Genomic DNA, 18,414 nt, shown 5'->3' with positions numbered 1-18,414 from the left:
GAGGAAAAGCGCTGAAAATTGGTCTGACGGGATTCCGCCGGTCAAGGTTGGCCGGGCCGGCTGTGGCGGGAACCGCCGGCTACTTCCGGCGCAGCAGCAGCAGCCCGTCGCGCAGGGGCAGAAACACCGGCTCCACCCGCGCGTCGCGGGCCACTTTCTCGTTGAAAGCCCGGACCAGCGGCGTGTCCTTGTCCCCCGGTTTCACCGCGTGCGCGGGCAGCACCTTGCCGCTCCACAGCACGTTGTCGACGATGAGCAAGCCGCCGGGCCGCACGTGGTCAATGACGGCGTCAAAGTACGCGGCGTTGTTGCGCTTGTCGGCGTCAATAAAGACCAAGTCCCACACTTCATCGACCAAGCCCGGCAAAACGTCGAGCGCCGCGCCGATATATAAGCGAATTTGCGCCGTGCGGCCCGCCGCGGCCACGTAGCGCCGGATGCGCGCTTCCCGTTCAGGGTCTATTTCAATGGTATGCAGTATGCCATCCTCGGCCAGCCCTTCCGCCAGGCACAGCGTGGCGTAGCCGCAAAACGTGCCGATTTCCAGCACGCGCCGCGGGCGCAGCAGGTGGCTGAGCAGGCTCAGGAACCGGCCCTGCAAGTGGCCGCTGCTCATGCGCGGCAGCAGGGTTTGCAGGTGCGTTTCGCGGGTGAGCTGGGCCAGCAGCGGCGGCTCGGGCGCGGTGTGCAGCTCGGCGTAGGTTTGAGTGGGGTCGTCGGTCATGGGCATTGCACGGCAGAGATGCAATATTTTGCGTCTCGTCGTTGCTGATGTTGTTTGGTTGTTTGGGCGGACGGCGTGGTTCCGGTCGTTCAACGACGAGACGCAAAATATTGCGTCTCTACAACGCTACCAACGGCTGCAGCCGGAATACGTACACTTGAAAGCCGGACTTGCCCGGCCCGTAGGTGGAGCCCACCACCCGGTACAGGCCTTCGTAGCGATACACTTCCAACTCACCTTCCTCGGCGGGCTCACCTTCCTCGGCGGGCACTTTGCGCAACACGCGTACCGGCAAGCCGGTTTCGATGCTCTTAAGCAAGGCCAGAATGCCGGTGGTGGCTACCTGGTCCATGATTTGACGGCCGGTTTTGGGGTCGCGCCCGCCGTTGCCGGAGTACAGGATTTCTTCTTCGCTAAAGTCGTCCTCTTCGTATTGCCCCGCCAGCACGATGCTCTCGGCGCCCAAGGCGGAAGTACCACACACGCCCGTCCGGCGCGGGCGGTGCACGCCGCTCAACGACAAGTCGATACGGTTGCGAAAGGTATCGCCGGGCCGGTAGCTGCCCACGTGGCCGTACACTGGCTGGCGGCCGCTTTCTCTATTTCCGGTGGGTTTCATCAGCATTCGGCTCATAAAAATGGATTCGCTGATAAGCCAGAAACGCCGGGTCGATTACGTGTTTTTTGTGCAGGCGCAGTTTTCCTTCAACGCCAAGTAATTGCCCGTCATCAGCCACCCCAAAACTGCCCAAGTCAAACAAAACGTGGTGGTTGGGGCACAGGCAAAGCACGTTTTCTAACACGTCGGGGCCGTGATGCGGCGCACCCAGCGGCCGGATGTGCGCAGCCTCGGCGTACGGCCCGGCGGACCCGCGCAGCTGCGTGCCACACACCTGGCAGCGGTGTTCGTGCAGCATTTTTACGCGGCGCGTCACGGCTGTATCCCGCACAATGCGCAGCGTGGTTGTTTCCCGACGCGGCGCCGGGCCATAGCCAGCCGGGGGCTCGGCCGCAATTGAATCCTCTGCCTCCAAGCCCCCAAATAATTTGCCCTGTACCCCCGATTCGGGAGCAGCCTTTGCAGCCGGAACCTCGGCCGTTTCATCAGTATCTGCCTTCTCGGCCAGCAACTCCAGCCGAAAACGCCACACTCGGTGCCCTGATTTGCCTGGCTCGGCCCAATGGCTCACCACGCGGTAGAGCCCGGCGTAACGGTAGAAACTACTGTGGCCGACTGTCACTTTGCGCGTTACGCGTAGTGGCAGTCCCTGCTGCTCGTTGCGCACCAATTCCAGATTGGCGCCCGTCAGTGCTTGGTCGGCTACTTGTTGGTTGGTTTCGGCGCTGCGGCCGCCCCGACCGGTGTAAATAATGATGCTGCCAAAATCCTCGTCATCCTCGTAGCCGCCCGACAGCACGATGGATTCTGCGCCCCCGCCTTGCCGAGCGCTAATGCCCGCCTGCGTTTGGCGGTGCACCCCCGCGCCCCACAATTCGAGCCGACTGGCAAACTCATGCCCCGGCAAAATGCCCGGAATCGAGCCAAAAACAGGATGCGCTGATGTAGGCACGGCTTGTTGCTACTTCCCCTCCGGCACGTATTGCAGCACGCTCAAGTGCTCATCGGTCAGCACCTCGTTGGCCATCTCGCGCAGCTCAACGGCCGACACCCGCTCGATTTTCTCGAAAATCTCGCTCAGCGGCTCGACACGGCCCAGGTCCAGCGTGCTCTTGCCCAGCAGCTGCATCAGGCCGCTGTTGCTTTCCTCACTCATGGCCAGCTGGCCCATGAGCTGGTGCTTGGCAATGTGCAGCTGGTTGGTGGTGAGCGGCTTCTCGCGCAGCAGCTTTAGCTCCTTTTGCACCAGACCCAGCGTGCGGTTCAGCTGCTTGCCCTCGGTGCCGAAGTAAATGCCAAACAAGCCGGTATCGGTGTAGGGCGAGTAGGTGCTGTCGATGGTGTACACGAGGCCGTATTTCTCCCGCACGGCCAGGTTGAGGCGCGAGTTCATGCCGGGGCCGCCTAGAATGTTGTTCAGCATGAAGAACGGGATGCGGCAGGCGTCGTTCAGCGCGTAGGCCGGGCCGCCCACCAGGCAGTGCGCCTGCGAAATGGGCCGGGTTTCGACCTGGGTTTTGCGCGCGTAGCTGCCCACCGGGCGGCGCACCCGCGGCCCGCGCTTAGCCGGCAGCGGCGCCAGAAATTTGTCGGCCAGCTTTTTCACCGCCTCAAACGGCAGGTTGCTCACCGAGCTGAACACGAGTCGGTCGGTGCGCATCTGCTCCTGCAAAAAAGCGTGGAAGTCGGCCGTCTGGAAGCGGCTCACGCTTTCGCGGGTGCCCAGAATGTTGACGCCCAGCGGGTGGTCGCCGAAAATGACGGTGTCGAAGTCGTCCACGATGGCGTCTTCGGGGGCATCCTGGTACATGCTCATTTCTTCCAGAATCACGCCCCGCTCCTTCTCCACCTCGCGGCCCGGAAACACGGAATTGAACGTCAAATCGGTCAGCAGCTCAAACGCCCGCTCGAAATGCGTGCTGAGCAGCGCGGCGTAGAAGCAGATTTTTTCTTTGGTGGTGTAGGCGTTGAGCTCGCCGCCCACGGTTTCGAGGCGGTTGAGGATGTGGAAGCTCTTGCGCTTCTCGGTTCCTTTGAAAGCCATATGCTCCCAGAAGTGCGCCAGGCCCTGCTGGTGCGGCGCCTCATCGCGCGAGCCAATGTCGAGCAAAAACCCGCAATGCGCTATTTTAGTGTGCGGTACCTGCTTGTGCAAGAGGCGGATACCGTTGGGATATTCGTGAATGTGATAGTCAAGCATAAGATTGCAAAGGTACCGTAGCGCGGACTTTGTAGTCCGCGTCTTGAAGGAATGTCATTAAAAATGGCGCGGGGACGCGGACTACAAAGTCCGCGCTACATCAACCGGCAGCGTAGCCAGTAGTTGCCCTACTTCAATGGTGTGCGCGCAACGAAAGTGCCCCAGCGGGCAGGCGCCGTGCCCGTGCAATCCGCAGGGCTTGCACGGCAGCGGCTCCCGGGTTTCCACCACGAAGGACACCGGCGCCAACGGCCCAAACCCAAACGCCGGCACCGTGGAGCAAAAAATGGCCGTAACCGGCGCGCCCACCGCCGAGCACAAATGCATGGGCGCCGAGTCATTTACGTAGTTCATCACGGCCCCGCGCATGAGGGCCGCCGAGGCCAGCAGGCCGATTTTGCCGGCTAGGTTCACCAGGTTTTCGCGGCCGCTGGCGGCGGCCAGGCGCTCGCAGGCGCTTACGTCGGGCGGGCCGCCCAGCAGGTACACACGCAGGCCAGCGGGCAGCGCCGCCAGCAGCTCCAGCCATTTGGCTTCCGGGTATTGCTTGGTGAACCACACCGAAGTGGGCGCAATGCAGAGGTAGGGCCCGGCCGCCGCGTAAGGCGCCACAGCGGCTTCATCGGCCGCCGAGGGGTATAGACGCGGCGCCAGCAGCGGCGTGGGCACCGTATCCGTGAGCAGGCGCAGGTTACGCGCCACTTCGTGGGTGCCGTCGCCAATAACGTGGGGCACGCGCCGCGTGAAAAACCGGCTCAGTGGGTTTTTGGCAAAGCCTACCCGCTCGGGCGCCCGCGAAAACGCCGTGAGAAAGCCCGTGCTGGCGAAGCGCTGCAGCGTGACCACGCGGCGGTAGCGGTGGGCCCGAATCTGGCGCAGCAGCTGCCACAGCGCGGCGTATTTGCGGTGCTTCTTGTCCCAGATGAGCACCTTCCGCACGTGCGGGTGGCCGGCCAGCAGGCCCTCGTTGCCGCGGCGCACCAGCACGTCGACGGGCGTGGCGGGCTCGGTCTGGTGCAGGTACTCCAGCAGCGCCGTCATCAGAATGACGTCGCCGATGAAAGCGGTTTGGATAAGCAGGGTGGCGGGCGAAGACTCGGGCATGGGCTAGCGCAAAATTACGGCCGGCCGGGCGCCTTGCGTGCGCCCGCCGCACTGTTCAGGCTAGGCGCTACCTTTCCGCGGCTTTTGCGCCGGGCGGGTCACGCCTGCCGTGTAATGTCCGGCCATTTCCCCCGATTCACCCATTCCAAACGATTCTTAATTATTCACTTTTCTTCGCTTCCCTTCATGCTTTTTGTCATTACTGTTCCGCTGGCTTACACCGTCTTCGGAATCATTATCGGGCTGCTGGTGCTGCTTTTGCTGGCCAAGTCCCTGCTCGGCATCGTGGTCATCGGCGAGATGCAGGTGGGCGTGGTGGCCAAAAAATTCTCGCGCCGCAACCTGGCCGCCGGCCGCCTCATCGCCCTGGAAGGCGAAGCCGGCTATCAGGCCGACACGCTGGCGCCGGGCTGGCATTTCTTCCTCTGGCCCTGGCAGTATTCGGTCACCAAAGAGCCCGTGGTCATCGTGCCACAGGGCGAAATCGGCCTCGTGGTGGCCAATGGCGGCGAGCCCATCCCGCCCAGCCACATCCTGGCCCGCGAAATTGACTGCGACAACTTCCAGGACGCCCGCGCCTTCCTCACCAAAGGCGGCGAGAAGGGCCGGCAAATCGGCATGCTCACGGCCGGCACCTACCGCATCAACACCGCCCTGTTCACCGTCATCACGCAGCGCACGGCCGGCTCCATGGGCATGATGCCCGAGGAACTGTTCATCTACCGCGTGGCGCCCGACGCGGTGGGCATCGTCACCACCCTCGACGGTGTGCCCATCACGCCGGGCGAAATTGCTGGCCCCGTCATTCCCAACCACAACAACTTTCAGGACGCGCAGGCCTTCCTCTCGGCCGGCGGCAGCCGCGGCCTGCAGGAGCAAATCCTGCTTTCCGGCTCCTGGAACCTCAACCCGTGGTTTGCCCGCGTCGAGCAGGTGCCCATGACCGAAATTCCCATCGGCCACGTGGGCGTGGTCATTTCCTTCGTGGGCAAGCCGGCCGTCGACGTCAGCGGCGCCGATTTTACCCACGGCAACCTCGTGGAAGTGGGCCACAAGGGCATCTGGGCCACGCCGCTCTACCCCGGCCGCCAGCCCCTGAACACGCACATCATGAAAGTGGAGCTCATGCCCACCACCAACATCGTGCTTAACTGGGCCGTGCGCACCGAAGCCCACCACTACGACGACTCGCTGAGCAGCATCACGGTGCGCTCGCGCGACGGCTTCTCCTTCAACCTCGACGTGGCCCAGATTATCCACGTGGCCGCGCTCGATGCGCCGCGCGTCATCTCCCGCGTGGGCTCCATGAAAAACCTGGTCGACCACGTGCTGGAGCCCATTGTGGGCAACTATTTCCGCAATTCGAGCCAGGAATTCACCGTGCTCGACTACCTCACCAACCGCGCCGAGCGCCAGCGCGAAGCCTCGGCCTACATCCGCACCGCCCTGCAGGAATACAACGTGCAGGCCGTCGATACGCTCATCGGCGACATTGTGCCGCCGGCCCAGCTCATGACGACGCAAACCGACCGCAAGCTGGCCGAGGAGCAACGCAAAACCTACGAAGTGCAGCAGGCCGCCCAAACCCAGCGCCAGGCCCTGGTGCGCGAAACCAGCATCGCCGACATCCAAAACTCGCTGGTGCAAAGCGAGCAGGGCGTCAACATTGCCGAGCTGCAAGCTAACGCCCAAGTGAAAAAGGTGCGCGGCGAAGCCGAAGCGGCCAAGCTGCGGGCCGGTGGCGAGGCCGAAAGCACCCGCCTGCGCGCCATCGCCGACTCCGAAGCCACCCGCCTGCGCGGCGTGGGCGAGGCCGAAGCCATCCGGGCCATCGGCAACGCCAAGGCCGAAGCCTACCGCGTGGGCGTGGAGGCGCTGGGCACCCGCGAGTTCACCGGCCTGCAGCTCATGCAAATCATCGGCGACCGTCAGGTGAAAATTGTGCCCGAAGTGCAGGCCAACGGCGGCGCCAGTGGCACCGGCGGCGGGCTGGTGGAGGCGCTCATCGGCCTGCTCGCCCAACAGCAAACGGCGCAGCTGGGAGCGCCGGCGCCCGTTGCCGCACCGCCCCCTCCGCCGCCAGCCGCAGACGTCCCACCGACAACCTCCGATTCAAAAGAGCTATGAAGTAAAACGGTCATGCTGAGCGCAGCCGAAGCATCTTTACCGCGACACTAAATCAAATTAGTTGTGCGGGCGAGATGCTTCGGCTGCGCTCAGCATGACCGTTTTATTTGTGTTGTCTTGCTTGAGAACCTACGTCAGCTGCGTGGGCCGGTTTACCACTTCTTCCAGCGAAATCAGGGTTTCGGTGCGCTCGATGCCGTCGATGGGCTGAATGCGGTCGTGCAGCACGTCGCGCAGGTGCTGGGTATCGCGGCACACGAGGCGGGCAAAGACCCCGTAAGCGCCGGTGGTGAAGTGAATGCTCACTACCTCTGGAATGTCGCGCAACTGGTTTACCACGCTGGTGTACACCGAACTTTTCAGCAGGTAGATGCCCAGAAAAGCGCTGACGCCATATCCAAGTTTTTGATAATCAATTCGCAGCGTGGCGCCCTGCACGATGCCGATTTCTTCGAGCCGGGCCATGCGCACGTGCACTGTGCCGCCCGACACGTTCACCTTCCGGGCGATTTCGGTGTACGGCATCTTGGCGTCCTGAATGAGCAAGTTCAGAATGTTGCGGTCCGTATCATCAAGTTCGTAATTTCTAGCCATGTTTTGCAGAGTGGAATTAAAGAGAAAGCTAAATTATGACCTTAAAATTAACTTTATTGTAAATTTTAAGTTAAACGATGAAATTATTTGCACCATGTAACTTGTTCACTTACATTTGTTGCAATCCAAGGCAGAAGGCCACGGCAGAACGTAGTGGTGAAAAGTGAACAAATAAACGCAGTATTTCCCGCGGTTTGTCACCAATCCCTTTATGATTGGACTTTCCTATCAATACGGCCGTGGTTGGATACGGAGGAGAAGAGGGGAAAACGAGATAGTGCATCTGGGTGGGTGCACGTCTCACACAAGTAAGAGGCGACCTCTGGGTGGGGGTCGCCTCTTCGTGCTTTAAAACGATTGCAGTCGGACTCAAAGCACGTATCATCCAGGTGGTCAATAAGTTATCAGCGAGTAGCAACGGGCCCGCGCTGGTGCTGGTACTGCTGCACTCCGGCCCGCAAAAAGGCGCTGAACTGCGCCACATCGGGCTCGTAGGCAATAGGCGTTATCAAGGGTTTGCTGGTGGGGTCGTTGGGGTCGAGCAGCACGTAATAGGGCTGGGCGTTAAAGCCATAGCGGGTGATTTGCAGGTCGGCGTTTTGCTTGCCGAGCGTTTTTTTCACCTGCTGGTCGTGGGTGGAGGTGTACCATTCCCTTTGCGGCAGTTCGGTTTTGTCGTCTACGTACAGGGCCACCACCACGTAGTCGTTGCGCAGCTGTTCCAGCACTTGGGGGTCGCTCCACACGGTGGCTTCCATCTTGCGGCAGTTCACGCAGGCGTGGCCGGTGAAATCGATGAAAATGGGCTTGTGTTCTTGCCGGGCCACGCGTTTGGCCTGCTCCAGGTCGAAATAGCCGTTGAGGTTGTGGGGCAGCTCCAGAAACTCGCCGAAGCGCGGCACCTCGCGGGTGGAGGCGGCGCTAACCGGAACCGCAGCCCCGGCAGCGGCCAGCGAAAAATCGTGCTTGCTCTGGGGCGGCAGGTAGCCGGCCAGCAGCGGCAGCGGCGCCCCAAACAGGCCCGGCACCAGGTACACGGTGAAGGCGAAGGCCAGCACGGCCATCAGCAGCCGGCCCACGCTGAGGTGGTCCAGCGGGGAGTCGTGCGAGAGGCGGAACTTGCCCAGCAGGTAGAAGCCCAGCAAGGCCGAGAGCACCACCCAGAGCACAATGTACACGTCGCGGTTGAGCAGTTGCCAGTGGTAGGCCAGGTCGGCGGTGCTCAGGAACTTGAGGGCCAGCATCAGCTCCACGAAGCCCAGCACCACCTTCACGGTGTTGAGCCAGCCGCCGGAGCGGGGCAGGCTTTTGAGCCACGACGGGAAGATGGCGAACAGCGTGAACGGCAGCGCAAACGCCAGCGAGAAGCCCAGCATGCCCACGATGGGCTGAATGCGCTGCCCCCGGGCGGCCATGCCCAGAATGCTGGCCACGATGGGCGCGGTGCACGAAAACGACACCACCACCAGCGTGAGGGCCATGAAGAAGATGCCGGCCCAGCCGCCCTTGTCGGCCTGCGCATCTACCTGGTTCACAATTTGGTGAGGCAGGGTAATTTCAAACAAGCCCAGAAACGACAGGCCGAACAACACGAACACCGCGAAGAAAATCAGGTTGGGCAGCCAGTGCGTGGCAATCAGGTTCGGGCCGTCTTCGCCCAGCAGCACCGACACGAGCACCCCCATCAGCACGTAGATGCCGATGATGCTGGCCCCGTACACCAGCGCTTTGAAGATGCCGCGCTGGCGGCTGTCGTTGCCGCTCGTGAAGAGCGAAACCGTCATGGGCACCATCGGAAACACGCAGGGCGTGACCAGCGCGGCCAGCCCCAGCGTGAAGGCCAGCAGCGCAAAGCCCCATAGCCCACCGGCTTCCTTCACCGGGTCCTGGGCCAGGGCCACGGCGGCGCTGGCGGGGGCAGCTTCGGCGGGCGCAGGCGCCGCTTCGGCTGGTGCGGCCGGCGCCACGGCAGCGGCCTCTGCGGTAGCTCCCGAATCGGAAACCATGGTGGGCGCTTCGGTTGGAGGTACTGCTTCGGGGACGGCGGGAGCCGTTGCTACGGTGGCGGTTTTGGCCGGCGCATCGGCGGGAACCGCCACGGCGCCCGTGGCTTTGGCCGGGGAGGCGGTGGCGGCGCCCGCCACGGCCAGCGGGCCGAAGGTGAGGGTTTCGTTGCCGGGCACGCAGCGGCCGTCGACGGTGGTGCAGCTTTGGTAGTCGGCGGTGGCCGAAACGGTGAGCGGGCCGGGCTGCAGCACTTTGATGCGCTGGCGCAGCTGCCCGGTTTTTTCCCAGAAGGCCACTTCGCCTTTGAACACTTCGTCCTGCTCGTGGTGCGACTTAACGGACTGCAGCTTGCCCACCAGCGCGTAGGCCGGGCTGGGCTTGAAGGCCAGGGTGAAGACGACGGGGCCCACTTCGTCGCTGAAGTCGGAAGCGTAGAGGTGCCACTTGTCGTCGATGCGGGCATTGATTATTAGCTCTACTTCCTCACCCACTTTGGCGGCGGGCTGGCTCAGGGCCGTGCTCAGGTGCGTGGGCGTGAGGATTTGGGCCGCTACGGGCCCGGCCAATCCCAGCCAGAGCAGCAAAACGGTAATTATCCAACTAGTTTTCATGGGTACAGGTATCGGGCGCGGAAGGGGCCGTTGCTTTTTTCACAACCGCGAAATGACGAACCTCGCGGCGAATCGTATTGTTGCCGTCGCAACCGAATAGTGGCGCAAAGACGCGGGTGGCGCCACGGGATTCAGCCCACAAAATAAGGCGGCCCGCCTCACAAACGTTCGCCTCAAAAACGCAGCCGCCCAACCACCTGCCGCAAACTGCGTACTTTTGGGTAACAAAGGCCCCCAGACCGACCGCGTCGCGGGGGCCGTCCACATGGGTTTACAATTACTTTTCACCGTTTTACTGGTATTGGTAAACGGCTTTTTCGTGGCCGCCGAATTCTCGCTGATTCGCGTCCGTCTCTCACAGCTGGAGGTCAAAGCCAAAGAAGGCAGCCGCCTCGCCGGCCAGGCCCTCGGGGTGCTCCGCAAGCTCTACGACTACCTTTCGGCCACCCAGTTGGGCGTTACCATCGCCTCGCTGCTCCTGGGCGCGGTGGGCGAGGAGCTGTTCACGGAAATATTTGCGGGCTTGCTGCCGCGGCTCGGCATGCCGGTTTCGCCGGCCACCCTGCACACCATTGGCGTGGGCCTGGGGCTGATTATCCTGACTTTTTTGCACGTGCTGTTCGGCGAGCTGTTTCCGAAGGCGCTGGCCATTCAGCGGCCCGAGGCGGTGAGCCTGGCGCTGGTGCTGCCGCTGCGCGGCTTTTACTATATCACCCGGCCGCTGACGTGGTTTTTGTCGAAGGCCTCGAACCTGCTGCTGGGCGCTTTTGGCGTGCAAAACGCCCACGGCACCGAGGCTCACACTTCTGACGAGTTGCGCCTGCTCATCGACCAAAGCAAGGAAAGCGGCGAGATTCAGGACTCGGAACACGAGCTGATTGAGAACGTGTTCCAGTTCAACGACCGGATGGTGAAGCAGATAATGGTGCCCCGCACCAAGCTCTCGGCCTTGGATGTGCACGCGCCCGCCGACCAGATTCTGGACACCATTTTCTCCGAAGGCTTTTCGCGCCTGCCCGTGTACGAGGGCAACATCGACAACATCGTGGGCGTACTCAACGTGAAAGACCTGCTGCCCATCATCCGGCGCGGCGAGCCCGTGGATTTGGCCCGCATCATGCGCGCGCCCTACTTCGTGCCCGAAACCAAGAAAATCAACCGCCTGCTGCGCCAGTTCCAGCGCAAGCACATCGTGATGGCCATCGTGAGCGACGAGTTCGGCGGCGTGTCGGGCATCGTCACCATCGAGGACATCATGGAGGAACTGGTGGGCGAAATTCAGGACGAGTACGACAACGAAGTGCCCGTGGTGGAGAAAGTGGCCGAGGACGAGTACCGCGTGAACCCCGCCACGCCCATCTCCGACGCCAACGAGTACCTACCCTTCCCCCTGCCTGAAGGCGAAGACTACGAAACCGTGGGCGGCCTGCTCAACGTCATTTACGGCAGCATCCCGGAAGTGGGCGACGTGGCCGTGCTCGACCCCTACGAATTCCGGGTGCTGCAACGCTCGCGCCGAGCCGTGGAGCTGGTGCAGCTGCGCGTGACCACGCCCCTGGAGCGAGAGGCGCCCCGCGGGGAACTGGACGACGAACTGTAAGAGACTCTTTTTATGGAAAGTTTTGAGTAGCAGAAGCAAAACCTCCTGTCTTCTTATTTATTCAACAACTTATCGCCTCTTCGTGTATTCACTGCCTTTGGGCTTCATCTCATCCGTCAGAATGCGAAACAAGTCACTGTACACAAGGACGATTAACACGACTCCCATCAGCGGGACAAATAAGATACTTGCACCGATGATGGCGTAAAATATACCCAAATCAGTATAGCCAAGGTAGAATCGGTGAACACCCAGGCTACCCAATAGCAGGCAAAGCAATGCGGCAACCAGCCGGCTTTTACCGTTGGTAGCACGGCCATCGGTAAACCCATTTTTTTTCTGTTTGCTAACCCGGCGTAATTCCGGCTTCATGCCTTTGCGGTCAATCTTGGAGAAGGCGGGGTGGACAGTTGCATTTTCAACCGCCACGGAGTTATACCGACCATACTTTACACCTGAAACCTTCAAAGGAGTGGCTGATGCCACTGTCAACGGCACCGAAACTCTCTCTTTAGTTTTGGCAACTGCATCAGGTTGCGTGGTCGGATTGAGCGTGCATGTATGAGTTGTGGTCAAGTATGCTGTAGTGGTATTGTCAAAAGAATAGCTCGCCCGCTGGCAACTATCGAGTCCTCCAACAAGCATCAACAGGCCAATTACTAGTTGCTGAATATGGCGGGAGTTGGTCATGGCCATGATAATCGAGGGAGCGCGAGGGCACTCCGCGGCGAGCTCGGCGACGAGTTGTAGGCCGCAACGGCTAAAAGAAACGGTCGGAATACTCGCCGTCTTTGGGCGTCAGGCTCCCGGTGATGATGCGCACGATGTCGCTCAGCAGCCAGGCCTCCAGCAGCACCGACAACAGAATAGCCACCAGAAAGAAGCCGGCATAGGCCCCGCCGAACACGATTCCCAGAATGCCGAGGGTGGCAAAGAAGAGGGTTAGCGCCCCTACCCCCAGGTAGACGAAGCCGCGGCCAACGTACCCCAGGTAAAATTGGTGGGCTCCCAAAGTGCCCAGGAACAGTGCCAGAACCAAGGCAATTCCTTTGCTCCGCCGGGGCGATGGTTCGGCGACACCGGGCGCCAACGCCTTATGCCCGGCGGCGCGCCGTTGAACAACCCGAGCCAGCGGCGTTGCTTTTGCTACTCTGGCAAGGGCTTGACCTACAATCCGCTGCTCAGTTTTCATCACTTTGAGCTGCTTGGGCGAAAGCAGCAAGCGACGGGAAGCTGCCAGCCTGTGGCGCGGCTTGAACAGCCGGGCGGGCATTGCAACCACAGAATCGGGAGTCGGCCCCAGCGCCGAAGGCGCGGCGACCCGGCCCACCTCCGGCCGGGCGGGCTCAAACGTGGCTTGATTGGTCTGAAACGAGTAAGTGGCCCGGTGGCAGCCCGCCGAGGCAAAGCAAATCAGCAGTGCGCAGGCGCAGGCCAATCGAATTGAGCAGAAATGCCTCATAAAGCGCTTGTACAATGTAATGCCCTGCGAAGTACCTCCCTGAAGCAACCAGCTTACAAGTATAAATGCAGCTTTATCAGACCTTAACAAAGCAGCATAATTTTATAATTACTAAATTAATAATCTGATTTTTAGAAAATTAAGCTGAAAACCGCGCGAAAATCAAGGACTTTACAAATGCGGGCTACTTCAGCCAGCTGGCGTAGGTCTGGTAGTTGGCGGCGGTGCGCCGCAGTCCTTCGCGTTGGGCCTCTGTCACGGGCTTTATTTTTTTGGCGGGCACGCCGGCGTAGAGAAAGCCGGGCTCGCACACAAAGTTTTCCAGCACCACGGCGCCCGCCGCGATGATGCAGCCGGTGCCTACCACGGCGTGGTCCATCACAATGGCGCCCATGCCGATGAGGACGTCGTCCTCCACGGTGCAGCCGTGCACCAGCGCCCGGTGCCCGATGCTCACGCGGCTGCCGATGCTGAGCGGGGCTTTTTGGTAGGTGCAGTGTAGGATGGCGCCGTCCTGAATGTTGGTTTCGTCGCCGATGCGGATGCGGTGCACGTCGCCCCGAATGACGGCCGTGAACCAAACGGTGCATTTCCAGCCCAGCACCACGTCGCCGATGACGGTGGCGTTATCGGCCACAAAGCAGTCGGCCGGAATTTGCGGAAAAATACCGTGAACAGGTAATATAAGGGCAGGCATGGCGATTTAGTAGCTGGTGCGGCCGTAAATATGCGGCGGTTTGCGCCGCGTGTTCATCCTTTTTTTATTTGCGCCATGCTTTTTCAGGAACGTCAGGTATTCATTCGTCGGTGGTGGCCGCTGCTGTTGGGGCCTATAGTGCTGATAGGGGCTTTGCTCCTGGCCGTGCCGCCTAAAGGCGCCTTCCCGCTCAATTGGTTGGGGGCGCTGGGGGCAGCGGCGGTGCTGGCCGGCGTGGCCCTGCTGCTCACGCTCCGCCTCGAAACCCGCCTGGACCAGGCCGGCGCCCACTACCGCCTGTTTCCGCTGCAATGGCAGTGGCGCTCCCGGTCCTGGGCCGAAATCGCCCGGGCCTACGTGCGCGCCTACGACCCGCTGAGCGAGTACGGCGGCTGGGGCCTGAAAGGCAGCGCCCGCAACCGCGCCCTCAACATCTCGGGCGACCAGGGCCTGCAACTGGAATTAACAAACGGGCAGCGCCTGCTGCTGGGCACCCAGCGCCCCACCGAGGTGGCGCAGGCATTGCAGCAACTGGGCGTGCCCGGCCCGGGCGCGGCCTTGGCGAGCTAAGCGCCTACCAGCCGCTTCCAAGTGCCTTTTTCCCAGTTGTACTTGAGGGTGCTGGGCAGCGCCTGCCAGAAGTATTTGCTGGTTTCGACGGCAAAGCTGGGCTGCATGTAGCAGTTGATGGTGCAGCCCTCGCAGGCGGGCAGGCGGCCTTCCAGCGCGGCCAGGCGCTGGGTTTCGGGCGCGTGGTATAGGTCAAACAGCTGGCCGGCGATGGGAAATTTCTGCTCGCCGAGGTGGTAGCAGGGCAGCACCAGTTCGTTTGAGGGCGAGATGACCAGCGTGGTGCTGGCGGCCCGGCACACGGGCGCGGCTACGTGGTTGCCGCCGTCGCGCCGCAGCTGGATGAAGGCTTCGTTCAAATACACGCCCTTGCGCTTGCCGAAGGCGGAGAGGTAGTCCAGCTCGGCGGGCGTGAGCTGCTCGCCGGTTTCCACGTCGCCGTACTCAAAAGCGGGGTTGAGGATGAGGACAAGGCCGTTGGGCTGGGTGATGTCGCGGTACACGGCTTCCAAATCCCGGAGGTTTTTGCGGAAGACGGTGAAGAGAATGTCCGGCCGCTCGCCCAGCTCTCTGGCCACGCGAATGCTTTCGAGCACGAAATCGTAGCAGGCCACGCCGCGGCCCAGGTCGTGGGTATCCCGGTCGGCCGAGTCGAGCGAGAAGTGCAGCATGTCGACCTTGCCGCGCAGCTTTTCGGCATTTTTGGGGTAGAGCAGGCCGTTGGTCGTGACGGTGGTGATGAAGCCCATCTCCCGCGCTAGCCCCAGAAACTCGGGCAGTTGCCGGTGCAGCAGCGGCTCGCCGCCCGTGAAATCAATCACCGACACGCCCAGCCGCTTGAGGTCGCGCAGGTTCTGCGTCACGTCTTCCAGGGTGATGTAGGGCGAAGGCTTCTCCCAGATGTCGCAAAACGCGCACTTCGCATTGCAGCGGTACGTGACGTAGTAATTGCAAAGGACGGGGTGCTTGACGAGACGCATGGCGGTAGCGTGGACTCTGCGAGTCCGCGCTTAAAAGGTGGGCAACGCGCGGACTCGCAGAGTCCACGCTACAAAGCTAATGCGGCAGCTTGCCCCAGGCGGCGGGGTCCCACTGCTGGGGCGTGGCAGCCAGCGCCTCGGCCGTGGCGTCGCCGTAATGTTCCTGATAGTAGTTGCAGAAGCCTTTGAGCGGGCAGCGCGGGCAGTTGGGCTTCAGGAAAAAGCAAATCTGCTGTCCGTGCCAGTAGTTGTGCTTGTGGAAGTTGAACAGCGTCTCGCCATCGGCGGGCAGCAGCGCCAGCAGCACCGCGTGAGCTTTCTCCACCGATACTTTCGGGCCCAGAAATCCCACCCGCTGCGCCACCCGGTGCACGTGCGTATCCACTGGCAACACCGGCTTGTGGTAGTTGAACAGCAGCAGCAGCGAGGCTGTTTTCAGGCCGATGCCGGGCATGTCTGTCAGCCAGGCCATGCCTTTGTCCACCGGCCATTCCGCCAGAAAATCCAGGTCAAACGGCCCACCGGTTTCGGCCTGAATACGCCGCAGGATTTCCTGAATGCGCGGCGCCTGCGTATCGGGCCAGCGCGTGGTCCGGATGGCGTGGGCCAGTTCCGGCGTGGGCGCGGCCAGCACGCCCGGCCAGTCGCCAAAGGCTTCCAGCATGCGGTCGTAGGCCAGCTCTTCGTCGGCGTGGGTGGTGCGGTGCGAAAGGACCGTCGAAATCAGCTCGCGCATGGGCGTGCGGCGCGGCTCGGGCGGCAGGTGGCCGTAGAAGTGGTCGAGAATCTGGTGGTCAGCCCAGGCCTTTTCGGCGACTGGCGAGGCGTAGGTGGCGTCGGGAGAAGGCATTTTTGGTGTACCTACGGCCGAGCCGCAAGGTTGCCTTGCCGGGCCTGCGCCGACCAAAAACCACAAAAAAGGCGACCAGTGTGGTCGCCTTTTTTAGTTGAATACCGGCGGCTCTTACCCCGCCGGCGTGGTCTTAGAGCTGGCCTTTCTTGGCAGCTTTCACCATTTTCTCGTTGGCGTAGATGGCCACTTCCACGCGGCGGTTGGCGGCTTTGCCAGCGGCGGTGGTGTTATCGCCCACGGGCTGGGTCGAGCCGTAGCCGGTGGCCGTGATGCGGGCGGCGTCCACGCCCTGGGCCTGGATTTCGTTCGATACAGCCTGGGCACGGCGCTCGCTCAGCGGCTGGTTGATGGCGTCCGAACCGGAGTTATCGGTGTGGCCTTCAATCACGACGTTGGTGTCGGCGTATTTTTTCAGCGTAGCGGCCAGCTGGTCAATATTGCCGGCCGCTTCCGGGGTCAGGCTCGACGAGTTGGTGGCAAACAGGATGCCCGAAGCGAAGGTGATTTTGATGCCCTCGCCCACGCGCTCCACTTTGGCGCCTTCCAGGTCGCGGCGCAGCTCAGCGGCTTGCTTGTCCATTTTTTTGCCGATGAGGGCACCGGCCGTGCCGCCCACCACGGCGCCGATGATGGCGCCTTTGGCAGTGCCCGACTTGCCGCCAATCAGGCGGCCGGCCACGCCGCCGGCCACGGCGCCACCCAGGCCGCCAATGATGCCGCCCTTCAGGGTTTTGCTCATGCCTTTCGGCTTATCCGTCGAGACAGTGGTGGTTTGGGCCTGCGCAAAATTATTCACCAACAGCAGCAGGGCCAGCAGAAAAGTGAGGGACAAACGAAGAAATTTCATGTTTAAAAAAGGGTTTGGATAAAAGATGCCAGCAAAAAGCCGCCGCTGGTACAACGGGCCGGCAAGTACGCCATTTGCAACCACCTTGCCAAACTATTGAGGTGAGACATTAGCGGCACAAAAAAAGGCCTTGCCGCAAAAGCAAGGCCTTTTTCATCATCTGTCTGGGGCACAATTGCCCGGGCGCGCCTTACTTTTTACGGTAGGCCTCGTAGCGGGCCGGGTCTTGTTTCTTGTCTTTGTTGCGGCCAATCAGGCCCCCGCCCACCACGCCGGCGGCCCCGCCGATGATGGCGCCCTTGCCGCCGCCGAGCACTGCCCCCGTCACGGCGCCCGCGCCGCCACCAATGGCCGCACCTTTGGCCTTATTGCTCCAGCCTTTTTTGGGCGTGGGCGTCGTCTGGGCCTGCGCGGCCGAACCGGCCAGCATCAGAAACGCCAGCACCAGCAGGAAATATATTTTGAACGTTTTCATGGTAAATCAGGAATGAAGGTTGAAAAACAACGGGCTTTTAACGCAGGCACTTTTGCGTAGGTTGTGCCAAAATCAGCTCATTTCAAAAGCAACGGGCACAAAAAAAGGCCGCCCGAGCAGGCGGCCTTTTTGCATTGAGCTGCGGCCCATTGACCGCCCAGACAGCGAAGCTTACAGCGTGCCGTTTTCGGCGGCCTTCTTCATTTTCTCGTTGGCGTAGATGGCTACCTCCACGCGGCGGTTGGCCTGCTTGCCTTCAGGGGTGCTGTTGTCGGCCACGGGCTGGGTCGAGCCGTAGCCGGTAGCCGTCACGCGGCTCGCAGCCACGCCCTTGGAGATGGTGGAAGCGGCCACGGCCTGGGCCCGGCGCTCGCTCAGGGGCTGGTTGATGGCATCGGTGCCGGTGTTGTCGGTGTGGCCTTCAATCAGCACGTTGGTGTCGGGGTATTTCTGCAGCACGGCGGCCATTTTGGTAATGTCAGCTTCGGAAGCCGGGCGCAGGTAGGCCGAGTTCACGTCGAAGAGAATGCCCGAGTCGAAGGTGATTTTGATGCCTTCGCCCACGCGCTCCACTTTGGCGTTCTGCATGTCTTTCTGCAGGTCGGCGGCTTGCTTGTCCATTTTGCGACCGATGATGGCGCCGGCCGTGCCACCGGCAGCAGCGCCGATGATGGCGCCAATGGCCGTGCCCTTGGCCCCGCCGCCAATCACGCGGCCCAGGATAGCGCCAGCGGCCGCGCCGCCCCCGGCCCCAATCAGGCCGCCTTTGGTGGTTTTGCTCATGCCCGTCTTGCGGACGCCGGTGCCGTTATTCGTCGAAAGGTCGGGCTGGGTGCTGGCTTGCTGCGAAGTGGCGCAGGAGCTGAACAGCAGCACGAAAGCCATCAGGACCGAGAGGAGGGATTTGGAGGTGTTCATCAGGAGAAAAGTTGGTGAGTGTTGGG

Annotated in this window: 18 protein-coding genes; 3 read left to right on the top strand and 15 right to left on the bottom strand. The window is 61.7% G+C overall.

Annotation, left to right across the window (positions count from 1 at the left end; genetic code table 11):
* Positions 1–79: 79 nt before the first annotated feature.
* From I2H31_RS02020 to I2H31_RS02000, 5 genes are all read right to left on the bottom strand, one after another.
* Positions 80–730, bottom strand: a complete 651-nt coding sequence (locus I2H31_RS02020; RefSeq protein WP_196291329.1) for an O-methyltransferase — start codon at positions 728–730, stop codon at positions 80–82.
* Between the two features lie 112 nt (positions 731–842).
* Complete coding sequence (locus tag I2H31_RS02015; protein ID WP_196291328.1) at positions 843–1,343, bottom strand: YDG/SRA domain-containing protein; 501 nt, start codon at positions 1,341–1,343, stop codon at positions 843–845.
* A complete protein-coding gene (locus I2H31_RS25575) occupies positions 1,324–2,295 on the bottom strand; it encodes a YDG/SRA domain-containing protein (RefSeq protein ID WP_196291327.1) in 972 nt (323 codons plus the stop codon). Before I2H31_RS25575 ends, I2H31_RS02015 begins: the two co-directional genes overlap by 20 nt.
* Before the next feature lie 9 nt (positions 2,296–2,304).
* Positions 2,305–3,543 carry a M16 family metallopeptidase gene (locus tag I2H31_RS02005; protein WP_196291326.1) on the bottom strand — a complete coding sequence of 413 codons (1,239 nt, stop codon included), beginning with the start codon at positions 3,541–3,543 and terminating at the stop codon, positions 2,305–2,307.
* A gap of 81 nt (positions 3,544–3,624) precedes the next feature.
* Entirely contained in the window at positions 3,625–4,647 is a 1,023-nt protein-coding gene (locus I2H31_RS02000; RefSeq protein ID WP_196291325.1) for a glycosyltransferase family 9 protein, read from the bottom strand.
* A gap of 186 nt (positions 4,648–4,833) precedes the next feature.
* On the opposite strand from I2H31_RS02000, the gene I2H31_RS01995 reads away from it, so the two are divergent.
* Positions 4,834–6,774, top strand: a complete 1,941-nt coding sequence (locus I2H31_RS01995; protein WP_230687389.1) for an SPFH domain-containing protein — start codon at positions 4,834–4,836, stop codon at positions 6,772–6,774.
* Positions 6,775–6,903: 129 nt separating this feature from the next.
* Here the strand turns inward: I2H31_RS01995 and I2H31_RS01990 are convergent, their stop codons facing one another.
* Both I2H31_RS01990 and I2H31_RS01985 read right to left on the bottom strand, forming a co-directional pair.
* The gene (locus I2H31_RS01990; protein ID WP_046244611.1) at positions 6,904–7,368 is read right to left on the bottom strand and encodes an Lrp/AsnC ligand binding domain-containing protein; all 465 of its coding nucleotides are present in this window, start codon (positions 7,366–7,368) and stop codon (positions 6,904–6,906) included.
* A 404-nt stretch (positions 7,369–7,772) separates the two neighbouring features.
* Positions 7,773–9,986, bottom strand: coding sequence for a protein-disulfide reductase DsbD family protein (locus I2H31_RS01985; protein WP_196291323.1), 2,214 nt, complete (start codon positions 9,984–9,986; stop codon positions 7,773–7,775).
* A gap of 265 nt (positions 9,987–10,251) precedes the next feature.
* On the opposite strand from I2H31_RS01985, the gene I2H31_RS01980 reads away from it, so the two are divergent.
* Positions 10,252–11,586, top strand: coding sequence for a hemolysin family protein (locus tag I2H31_RS01980; protein ID WP_196291322.1), 1,335 nt, complete (start codon positions 10,252–10,254; stop codon positions 11,584–11,586).
* Between the two features lie 69 nt (positions 11,587–11,655).
* On the opposite strand, the gene I2H31_RS24980 is transcribed toward I2H31_RS01980, so the two are convergent.
* From I2H31_RS24980 to I2H31_RS01965, 3 genes are all read right to left on the bottom strand, one after another.
* Entirely contained in the window at positions 11,656–12,282 is a 627-nt protein-coding gene (locus I2H31_RS24980; RefSeq protein WP_230687387.1) for an NINE protein, read from the bottom strand.
* A gap of 64 nt (positions 12,283–12,346) precedes the next feature.
* On the bottom strand, positions 12,347–13,063 hold the full coding sequence (locus I2H31_RS01970; protein ID WP_230687386.1) for a TM2 domain-containing protein: 717 nt from the start codon (positions 13,061–13,063) through the stop codon (positions 12,347–12,349).
* 169 nt (positions 13,064–13,232) lie between these two features.
* Positions 13,233–13,745, bottom strand: a complete 513-nt coding sequence (locus tag I2H31_RS01965; protein WP_196291321.1) for a gamma carbonic anhydrase family protein — start codon at positions 13,743–13,745, stop codon at positions 13,233–13,235.
* Between the two features lie 75 nt (positions 13,746–13,820).
* Between I2H31_RS01965 and I2H31_RS01960 the strand changes: the two genes are divergently transcribed.
* Positions 13,821–14,315 carry a hypothetical protein gene (locus I2H31_RS01960; protein ID WP_196291320.1) on the top strand — a complete coding sequence of 165 codons (495 nt, stop codon included), beginning with the start codon at positions 13,821–13,823 and terminating at the stop codon, positions 14,313–14,315.
* Here the strand turns inward: I2H31_RS01960 and I2H31_RS01955 are convergent.
* From I2H31_RS01955 to I2H31_RS01935, 5 genes are all read right to left on the bottom strand, one after another.
* Complete coding sequence (locus I2H31_RS01955; RefSeq protein ID WP_196291319.1) at positions 14,312–15,295, bottom strand: radical SAM protein; 984 nt, start codon at positions 15,293–15,295, stop codon at positions 14,312–14,314. The two genes, I2H31_RS01960 and I2H31_RS01955, sit on opposite strands and share 4 nt — an antisense overlap.
* Positions 15,296–15,371: 76 nt before the next feature.
* Positions 15,372–16,145: an endonuclease III domain-containing protein gene (locus tag I2H31_RS01950; RefSeq protein WP_196291318.1), complete on the bottom strand. Its 774-nt coding sequence runs from the start codon at positions 16,143–16,145 to the stop codon at positions 15,372–15,374.
* 133 nt (positions 16,146–16,278) lie between these two features.
* Entirely contained in the window at positions 16,279–16,995 is a 717-nt protein-coding gene (locus tag I2H31_RS01945; RefSeq protein WP_196291317.1) for an OmpA family protein, read from the bottom strand.
* A gap of 190 nt (positions 16,996–17,185) precedes the next feature.
* Positions 17,186–17,470, bottom strand: a complete 285-nt coding sequence (locus I2H31_RS01940; protein ID WP_196291316.1) for a YMGG-like glycine zipper-containing protein — start codon at positions 17,468–17,470, stop codon at positions 17,186–17,188.
* 171 nt (positions 17,471–17,641) lie between these two features.
* Positions 17,642–18,388, bottom strand: a complete 747-nt coding sequence (locus I2H31_RS01935; RefSeq protein ID WP_230687385.1) for an OmpA family protein — start codon at positions 18,386–18,388, stop codon at positions 17,642–17,644.
* Positions 18,389–18,414: the final 26 nt, after the last annotated feature.

Source organism: Hymenobacter ruricola (assembly GCF_015694525.1).
Taxonomy (GTDB): Bacteria; Bacteroidota; Bacteroidia; order Cytophagales; family Hymenobacteraceae; genus Hymenobacter; species Hymenobacter ruricola.
Note: the sequence above shows the minus strand (reverse complement) of the source record. Positions and strands in the feature narration are given on the sequence as shown.

Coding starts and splice junctions, on each gene's coding strand:
- I2H31_RS02020 (WP_196291329.1), bottom strand. CDS start 730: ATGCCCATGACCGACGACCCCACTCAAACCTACGCCGAGCTGCACACC.
- I2H31_RS02015 (WP_196291328.1), bottom strand. CDS start 1,343: ATGAAACCCACCGGAAATAGAGAAAGCGGCCGCCAGCCAGTGTACGGC.
- I2H31_RS02005 (WP_196291326.1), bottom strand. CDS start 3,543: ATGCTTGACTATCACATTCACGAATATCCCAACGGTATCCGCCTCTTG.
- I2H31_RS02000 (WP_196291325.1), bottom strand. CDS start 4,647: ATGCCCGAGTCTTCGCCCGCCACCCTGCTTATCCAAACCGCTTTCATC.
- I2H31_RS01995 (WP_230687389.1), top strand. CDS start 4,834: ATGCTTTTTGTCATTACTGTTCCGCTGGCTTACACCGTCTTCGGAATC.
- I2H31_RS01990 (WP_046244611.1), bottom strand. CDS start 7,368: ATGGCTAGAAATTACGAACTTGATGATACGGACCGCAACATTCTGAAC.
- I2H31_RS01985 (WP_196291323.1), bottom strand. CDS start 9,986: ATGAAAACTAGTTGGATAATTACCGTTTTGCTGCTCTGGCTGGGATTG.
- I2H31_RS01980 (WP_196291322.1), top strand. CDS start 10,252: ATGGGTTTACAATTACTTTTCACCGTTTTACTGGTATTGGTAAACGGC.
- I2H31_RS24980 (WP_230687387.1), bottom strand. CDS start 12,282: ATGGCCATGACCAACTCCCGCCATATTCAGCAACTAGTAATTGGCCTG.
- I2H31_RS01965 (WP_196291321.1), bottom strand. CDS start 13,745: ATGCCTGCCCTTATATTACCTGTTCACGGTATTTTTCCGCAAATTCCG.
- I2H31_RS01960 (WP_196291320.1), top strand. CDS start 13,821: ATGCTTTTTCAGGAACGTCAGGTATTCATTCGTCGGTGGTGGCCGCTG.
- I2H31_RS01955 (WP_196291319.1), bottom strand. CDS start 15,295: ATGCGTCTCGTCAAGCACCCCGTCCTTTGCAATTACTACGTCACGTAC.
- I2H31_RS01950 (WP_196291318.1), bottom strand. CDS start 16,145: ATGCCTTCTCCCGACGCCACCTACGCCTCGCCAGTCGCCGAAAAGGCC.
- I2H31_RS01945 (WP_196291317.1), bottom strand. CDS start 16,995: ATGAAATTTCTTCGTTTGTCCCTCACTTTTCTGCTGGCCCTGCTGCTG.
- I2H31_RS01940 (WP_196291316.1), bottom strand. CDS start 17,470: ATGAAAACGTTCAAAATATATTTCCTGCTGGTGCTGGCGTTTCTGATG.
- I2H31_RS01935 (WP_230687385.1), bottom strand. CDS start 18,388: ATGAACACCTCCAAATCCCTCCTCTCGGTCCTGATGGCTTTCGTGCTG.